Annotated in this window: 2 protein-coding genes; both read right to left on the reverse strand. The window is 77.4% G+C overall.

The annotated features are described in order from the left end of the window. Positions 1-46: 46 nt before the first annotated feature. The gene (locus tag Ae505Ps2_RS24505) at positions 47-7,708 is read right to left on the reverse strand and encodes a type I polyketide synthase (RefSeq protein ID WP_075554033.1); all 7,662 of its coding nucleotides are present in this window, start codon (positions 7,706-7,708) and stop codon (positions 47-49) included. Positions 7,709-8,042: 334 nt separating this feature from the next. Continuing rightward, the coding region (locus Ae505Ps2_RS32775; protein WP_249265342.1) for a transposase family protein at positions 8,043-8,473 on the reverse strand (431 nt) is incomplete at its 5' end.

Here is an 8,473-nt window from a genome sequence, read left to right on the forward strand (position 1 = left end):
CTGCTCCTCGATTCCTGCCGGTCGCCGGGATGGGGTCGGGCCCGGGTCAGAGTTGGGCGTCGATGATGTCGAGCAGGTCGTCGACGTCGGCGGTCCTGATGTCGTCGTCGGGGCCACCGGTCACGGGCGCGCCGTCCCGGCCGGGGGCCCGGTCCCCGGCACGCAGCCGGTCCAGCACCGCGGCGAGCCGACGTTCGAGCGGGGCGCGCTCGGCCGGGTCGGGCAGACCCGCCGCGAGCGCTGACTCCAGCCGATCCACCGCCGCCGCGGGCGACGGGTCCGGCTCCGACGCCGGGGCGAGTGCCGCGACCAGGTGCGCGGTGACCGCCTTCGGGGTCGGGTGGTCGAACACCAGGGCCGTGGCCAGCGGCAGCCCGGTGCGGACCCGCAGCCGGTCGCGCAGCTCCACCGCCGCCATCGAGTCGAAGCCCTGGTCCCGGAACGACCGGTCCGGGTCGACGTCGGCCGGGCCGGGGTGGCCGAGGACCGCCGCGACCTCGCGGCGCACGAGGTCCAGCACCGCCGCCGGGCGTTGCACCGCGGGCAGTGCGGCCGGTCCGGGGCCGGTCGGCTCCGGCGGGGCGAGCGCCCGCGCCGCGTCCGGTACCCCGGCCAGCAACGGGCTCGGGCGGACCGCGGTGAACCCGGGGGCGAACCGCTCCCAGTCGACGTCGACGACGGTGCGCACGGCCTGCTCTCCGCTGAGCGCGGCGTCGAGCGCGGCCATCGCGGCCCGCGGGTCCAGCGGCAGCAGACCCTGACGTCGCATGCGGTCGGCGACGCCGTCGCGGCCCGCGAGACCCTGCCCGGCCCAGGGTCCCCAGGCCAGCGACACGACCGGGACGCCGGTGTCACGCCAGGCCTGGGCCATGCCGTCGAGCTGGGCGTTCGCGGCCGCGTACCCGGCCTGCCCGGCGCCGCCCCAGGTGGCGGCGGCGGAGGAGAACAGCACCACCATCTCCAGCGGGGCGTCGGCGGTGACCTCCCGCAACGCGCGGGCACCGCCGACCTTGGGCCCGAACAGCTCGGCGAGCCCCCCGGTGGTCAGGTCCGCGGCGGCGGCGTCACCGGTGTCGACCCCGGCCGCGTGCACGACCGCGCGCAGCGGCAGGTCGGCCGGTACCGCCTCGACGACGGCCCTCAGCGCCGCGGCATCGGCGCAGTCGCAGGCGGCGACGGTGACCCGGGCCCCGGCCTCGCTCAGCTCGGCCACCAGCGCGGCCACGCCGGGGGCGGCCTCGCCGCGGCGGCCGGCCAGGACCACGTGTGCGGCGCCGCGGCGGACGACGTGCCGGGCGACGTGCGCGCCGAGCCCCCCGGTGCCTCCGGTGACCAGCACGGTGTCGCGGAACACCGGAGCAGCCCGGTCCCCGGTCGGGGCGGGGACCAGCCGCCTGCCGAAGGCGGCTCCGTCCCGGATCGCGACCTGGTCCTCGCCGGACGCGCCGGTCAGGACGGAGGCGAGTGCCGCGACCGTCGCCGGACCGGGCTCGGCGGGCAGGTCGACCAGGCCGCCCCAGGACAGTCGGTCCTCCAGCGCGGCCGAACGACCCCACCCCCAGACGGCGCACTGCTCCGGGTTCACGACCGCTGTGTCCGCTGTGTCCTCTCCGGCGGCCTCCCCGGACCCCACCGGTACGGCCCCGGTCGTCGCGCACCACAGCGGGGCGGGCACCCCGGCGTCGACGAGCGCACCGGCCAGGGTCACCCGGCGCAGCAGCGAGGCGGGGACCTCCCCGCCTGCCGTGTCGGCCGTGTCCCCGACGGGCAGCGACAGCACGACGTCCGGCGGGTCGGTCGCGGCGTCCGCCAACGCCGCGGCCAGCGCGGCGCGGTCGAGACCGGTCGCGTCCAGGAACCCGACCGACGCGCCCACCCCGGTCAGGGCGGCGGCCGGACGCCCGCCGTCGACGACCACCAGGACCCGCTCCGGGACCGACGGCGGATTCTGCAGCGGTACCCACTCCTCGCACAGCGCAGGGACCTCGGGGACCCCGCCCGCCCCGCCGGCCGGCGGTTCGGGCCAGAACCGGCGACGGTCGAACGGGTAGGTCGGCAGCTCCGGCACCGGCGCCCCGGACCCCGGCACCAGCGCCGCGGGGCGCACCGCGGCGCCCGCGACGTGCAGCCGGGCCGCCGCGGTCAGCGCGGTGTCCACCTCGGACCGGCCGTCCCGACACAGCGGGGTGACCAGCACGTCGCCGTGCACGGGCAGCGCGTCGGGCACCAGACCGGACAGCGTGGCGTCCGGGCCGAGCTCCACGACGGTGTCCACCCCGGCCCGGGCCGCGGCCGCCACCAGGCCGGCGAACCGCACCGTGCCGCGGGCGTGCCGGACCCAGTAGTCCGGGTCGGCGGGCGCCGCCGGGTCGACGACCGTACCGGTCACGTCGGACAGGACCGGGATCCGCGCAGGCGTCAGGTCGAGCCCGTCGAGCACCTCGCGGAGCGGCACGCTGATCGGTTCCATCAGGTGCGAGTGGAACGCATGGGAGACCGGGAAACGGCCAGTCCTGCGGCCGCGGGCGGAGAACGACGCCGCGACCGCGTCGACGGCGTCGGCGGCCCCGGACAGCACGACGGCCGACGGGCCGTTCACCGCGGCCAGCGCCACCTCCGGTCCCAGGTGGGCGGCGATCTCGTCCTCGCCCGCCTCCACCGCGACCATCGCGCCGCCGCCGGGCAGTGCCTCCATCAGCTCGCCGCGTGCGGTGACCAGCCGGGCGGCCGAGGCCAGGTCCAGCACCCCGGCCAGGTGCGCCGCGGCGAGCGCGCCGATCGAGTGTCCGCCGGCCAGCGCCGGTGTCACCCCCCACGACCGCAGCAGCGCGGCCGCCGCGACGTGGAACGCGAACAGGGCGGGCTGGGCGGTACCGGTGCGGGCGAGCCGCTCGGCGTCGTCGCCCCACACGATCTCGCGCAGCCCCGGGCGGAGGTGGCCCAGCACCTCGTCGAACGCCTCGGCGAAGGCGGGGAAGCGCCCGTACAGGTCACGCCCCATCCCCGGACGCTGGGTGCCCTGGCCGGAGAACAGCACCGCGACCCGCCGCGGCACGGCCCGCCCCCGCGCGACCTCCCGCACCCCGGAGTCGGTGGCGAGCAGCACCGCGCGGTGCTCGAACCGGGACCGGCCGTGCACCAGCGCGTGCGCGACGTCGCCGCGCGGGAGCCCACCCGCCACCGCCGTGATCCGGCCGACGTGGGCGTCGAGCGCCTCGGGGGTGGCGGCCGAGACGAACCACGCCTCGGTGCCCGCCGGCTCCCGCGCTGCGCCGGTCCCGCTGCCGGGGGCCTGCTCCAGCACGACGTGGGCGTTCGTACCGCTGATCCCGAACGCCGACACCGCGGCCCGGCGCGGACGGTCGCGGTCCGGCCACTTCTCGGCGGCGGTCACCAACCGTACCGGCCCGGCCGCCCAGTCCACCGCGGACGACGGCGCGTCCACCCCGGGGGTCGCGGGCACGACCCCGTGCCGCATCGCCTGCACCATCGCGATCACCCCGGCGGCCCCGGCGGCGGCCTGGGTGTGGCCCAGGTTCGCCTTGACCGAGCCCAGCAGCAGCTCCTCCGACCGGTCGCCGTAGGCGACGCGCAGCGCCTCGGCCTCGATCGGGTCCCCCAGCGTGGTGCCGGTGCCGTGGGCCTGCACGACGTCGACGTCGTCCGGGCCGAGCCCGGCGGCGGCCAGCGCCGCGTCGATCACCCGCTGCTGGGACGGCCCGTTCGGGGCGGTCAGCCCGTTGGACGCGCCGTCGGAGTTCACCGCGGACCCCCGCAGCACCGCGAGGACCTCGTGACCGTTGCGGAGGGCGTCGGACTGCCGCTCCAGCAGCAGCCCGACCCCCTCCGACCACGCGGTGCCGTCCGCGGCCTCGGCGAACGGCTTGCACCGCCCGTCCGGGGCGAGCCCGCCCTGGCGGGTGAACTCGACGAAGCTGCCCGGCGTCGCCATCACGGTGACGCCGCCCGCGACGGCCAGGTCGCACTCCCCCGCCCGCAGGCTCTGCGCCGCCAGGTGCAGCGCCACCAGCGACGACGAGCACGCCGTGTCCACCGTGATCGCCGGCCCCTCCAGCCCGAGCTGGTAGGCGATCCGGCCGGAGACGACACTGCCCGCCGTGCCGACGCCCCAGTGCGCCTCGGTGCCCTGCGGCGGACCGGCGTGACCGCTGCCGTAGTCGTGGTACATCACCCCGGCGAACACACCGGTCCGGGTGCCGTGCAGCGAGTCCGGGGCGATCCCGGCACGTTCGAACAGCTCCCAGGCGCTCTCGAGGAGCAGCCGCTGCTGGGGATCGCTGGCCAGGGCCTCCCGCGGCGAGATGCCGAAGAAGGCGGCATCGAAGTCGGCGGCGCCGGACAGGAACCCGCCCTCCCGGGTCGCGCTCGCCCCGCCGGCCAGCGCGGCGAGGTCCCAGCCCCGGTCGTCCGGGAACGGGCCCATCACGTGCCCGCCGGCGTCGAGGACCCGCCACAGGTCCTCCGGCGAGGCGATCCCGCCCGGGTACCGGCAGGCCGTCCCGACCAGCACCACCGGGTCGTCGTCCGACGGCGGCCGCGCCGGGAGCGCACGCCGTGACGGCGCCGTCTCGCCCAGGACCCCGGCCCGCAGGAACGCTGCCAGCGCCGCCGGGGTCGGGTGGTCGAAGGCGACCGCCGCGGACAGCTCCAGCCCGGTGGCCGCGGCCAGCCGGTTGCGCAGCTGCACCGCACCCACCGAGTTCAGGCCGGCCTCGCGGAACGCGCGCCCGTCCCGTGACGCCGGCACGTCGACGCCCAGCGTCTCGGCCAGTGCCGTGCGCACGATCGCGGTGAACGCCGCGGTGCGCCCGGCCTCGTCCAGCGGTTCCACCCGTGCGCGCAGGGCGTCGCGCACCGGGTCCGAGGGGCCCGCGGCCGCGACGGTCTCGAGCAGGCCGCGCAACAGCACCGGGACCGGCCCGGGTGTCCCCGTTTCCGTCGCCTCCAGCCGGACGACGACGGCGTCGGCGCGGGCGGGCAACGCCACGTCGGCCGCGGCGGCGACCTCCTCGACCGCGACGGCGCCCACCCCGGCCGCCGGCGGCACCTCCGGCTCCGGGTCGCCCCAGGCCAGGACGCAGCCGCCGAGACCGTCGCGGACCCGGGCCGCGGCGAGCGCGGACAGGAACGCCGCGGCCGCCGACTCCGCGCCGCACCCGGCCGAACCGAGCGCACCCCGCACGGTCCCGGTGAGGACCAGCGCCGGCGCCCGCGCGGCCGACCGGGAGGCACGGTCGCAGTGCAGCGCGCCCGCCAGCACCGCGTCGAGGTCGGCACCCCGTTCGCCGTCGGCGTGCACCAGCACGGTCACCGGCCGCGGTGCGGACGCCAGGGCGGCGGCGAGCGCGTCGGGGTCGGCCGGGTCGGTGTCGTGCACCGCGCAGGCCGCGCCGAGGTCGTCCAGCTCCCCGGCGAGGCGGGCGATCGCGGGGTCGCCGAGCCCGTCGGGCCCGCACAGCAGGACCTGGCCGAGGCGGTGGCCGCGGACCAGGTGGCGGACCAGCGCCGCGGTGCGCGGGCCGGGTGCCCCGGCGACGGCGACCGCGCCGCGCGGGTCGGGGTCGGGGGCCGCCGTGCCAGCGTCGGGCGGGCCGGCCGGGGCCAGCCGCGGGACCAGGGCGACCCCCTCGCGCAGCGCCAGCCGCGGCTCGTCGGTGCCGACGGCCAGGGCGAGCGCGTCGGCCGAGGCGGGTGTGCCGTCGGTGTCGAGCAGGACGAGCCGGTCGGGGTGCTCGGCCTGCAGCGCGGCCAGCCCGCCCCACACGGCGGCGGCCGCCGGGTCGGGGGCACCCGGGTCACCGCCGGGGTCGACCGCGCCGACGGTCACGGCCACGACCCGGCCGGGACCGGCGAGCAGTGCACGGCAACGCGCGTCGGCGTCGCGGGTCGCCGTCGCCACGGACGCCGCGTCGGGAACGCCACGACCACCCGCCGGGGGCACGACGGCGGCCAGCACGGTGATCTCCGGGTCCTCGGCGTCGCGGTCGACGCCGAGCGCGTCGAGCACCCCGGCGATCCCGTGCAGGTCGGCCGGGGCCCCGCCGGCCGCCGACCAGCGGCGCGGCAGCTCGCGCACCCCGGTGCGGGTGGACGGCAACGGCGTCCACGACGTCCGCAGCACCGTGCGGTGCCGGCCGCCCGCGGTGGCGCGCAGCCGGGCCGGACCGTCGAGCAGCAGGTGCCGGGTGATCTTGCCCGACGAGGTGCGCGGCACCCGGTCGATCTCGAACAGCTCCTCGGGCACCTTGAACGCCGCCAGCCGCTCCCGGCACGCGGCGAGGGCGGCGTCGGGGTCGACACCACCGGGCCCGGCGACGACGAACGCGACGGGGACCTCGCCCTGCACCTCGTGCGGGCGGCCGGTTACGGCGGCGTCGGCCACGCCCGGCACGCCGAGCAGCACGTCCTCGATCTCGGCGGGGTGCACGTTCTCACCACTGCGGATGATCAGCTCGCGGGTGCGGCCGGTGATGGTGAGGTACCCGGCCTCGTCGAACCGGCCCAGGTCACCGGTCCGGTACCAGCCGCCGGGCATCGCCTCGGCGGTCGCGTCCGGGCGGCCGTGGTAGCCGACCATGAGGTTCGGTCCGCGGACCCACACCTCACCCTCCGCGCCGGCGTCGACGTCACGGCCGTCGTCGCCGACCAGGCGCAGTGCGATGCCGGGCACCGGCAGCCCGCACGACCCGTCGACGGTGGCCCCGGTCGGCCAGTTGACCGCCATCAGACCGCAGGTCTCCGTGCTGCCGTAGCCGTCGAGCAGCGGGGCCCCGAAGGTCTGCTCGAACGCGGTCCGCAGCGGGCCGGGGCAGATGGAGCCCGCGGTGAGGGCCCGGGTGAGGCCGTTCGGCACCCCGCCCGCGGCGCGGGCCTCGGCGACGAGCCGGTGGTACATCGCGGGGACCCCGGCCAGGAAGGTGTAGGAGCCCGCGCGCAGCTCGGCGAGGACGTCGTGCGGGTCGAAGGCCGCCATCAGCCGGGCCGTCGCGCCGACCGCGGTCACCCCGACCACGCACAGCACGTGGGCGAGGCTGTGGTGCAGCGGGAGCGGCCAGAGCACCCGGTCCCCCGCGGCCAGCCCGACGATCGGCGCGTAGCAGGCCGCCACCGACCACAGGCAGCTGCGCTGGGTGGACAGCACGCCCTTGGGGCTGCCGGTGGTGCCCGAGGTGTAGAGCATGAACGCGACGTCGTCGAGGTCCTGGTCGTCGCGGGCGGGCTGCGGGGGCTCGGTCCGGGCGAGGCGCTCGTAGCCGTGGACCCCCCGCGGCAACGGCCCGTCCCCGGTCACGAGCACCGTCACCGAGGACCGACCGGGCAGCAGGCCGAGCACCTGCTCCAGGTGGGCCGGGTCGGTGAGCACGACCCGGGCCCCGCTGTCGTCGAGGACGTGCGCGAGCTCGTCGGCGGACCCGGCCGGGTTGCAGGGCACCGCGACGCCGGACGCGCGCAGCACCGCCAGATAGCTCTCGACCACCTCGACCGCGTTGCCCTGCAGGATCACCGCCCGGTCGCCGGGATGCAGCCGCAGGGCCGCCAGGTGCCCGGCGAGCCGACCCGTGCGCACGTGCAGCTCGGCGTAGGTCACCGACCGGACCCGGTCGGCGAAGGCGACCGTGTCGCCCCGCTCCGAGGCGTGCCCGGCGACCAGCTCGTGCAGCGGCCGGATCAGCTCTGTGCGCAACATGCCGTCTCCCTGGGTCGAGATCCGGCGTGACGGTAGGTGCGACGGGACCGGCGAATCCTCAGTCCTGAACGGATTCCCCACCCCCTGCCCACCCCCTGGAACCCCCCTGTGACGTGTCCGGCCGGATCGACGCCACGGGATCGGACCTACCGTCGGGACGAGCGACGACCGCACGATTCCGCCGCGATTCCTCCACGACGTCCCTGAGATGTCTCCGGGATTCGACGGCGATTCCACGGTGATTCCACGGCGATTCCGCCGAGGCTCCGCTGCCGTTCCTCCGCGACGCCGCCGCACTGTCCGACCCATTGAGGTGTTCTCAGTAGCGGGTTGATCATGTCGTGCGGTCGTACTCGGTGTGGAGTAGTACGAGCGCAGCTGCGGTGATCGCGCCGGTGCGCCAGGGACATAGCGTGACTCGCCGCAACGCGGCGAAGGTGGTCTTGAGCAGGGCGTTTCCGCGTTCGGCCAGAGCACGAAGGGCTGAGTGCAGGGTGTTGACGGTGCGCTGGTTGACCGTCTGCCCGCGGCCGGGGGCGAGTTTGATGGGCACGGTGAGCCGGTCGGCTTCGCCTTCGTAGCCGAGGTCGCCCAGCGCGGCGTGGGTGTCGTCGGTGAACGCGGCCAGGCCCTCGAGCAGCCCGGGGTGGGTACGGGCGCAGCGGGTGTCGTGCTCGCGGCCCGGCCGCACGTCGCTGGTCCATAGCGGCCATCCATCAGGTGCGGTGAGGACCTGGATGTTCCCGCCGTGGCGGCGGTGCTTGC

This window comes from Pseudonocardia sp. Ae505_Ps2, from assembly GCF_001932425.1.
Classification (GTDB): Bacteria; Actinomycetota; Actinomycetes; order Mycobacteriales; family Pseudonocardiaceae; genus Pseudonocardia.

Bases quoted from the DNA above. Each gene is read 5' to 3' on its own strand.
- Ae505Ps2_RS24505 (WP_075554033.1), bottom strand. From the start codon at position 7,708: ATGTTGCGCACAGAGCTGATCCGGCCGCTGCACGAGCTGGTCGCCGGG.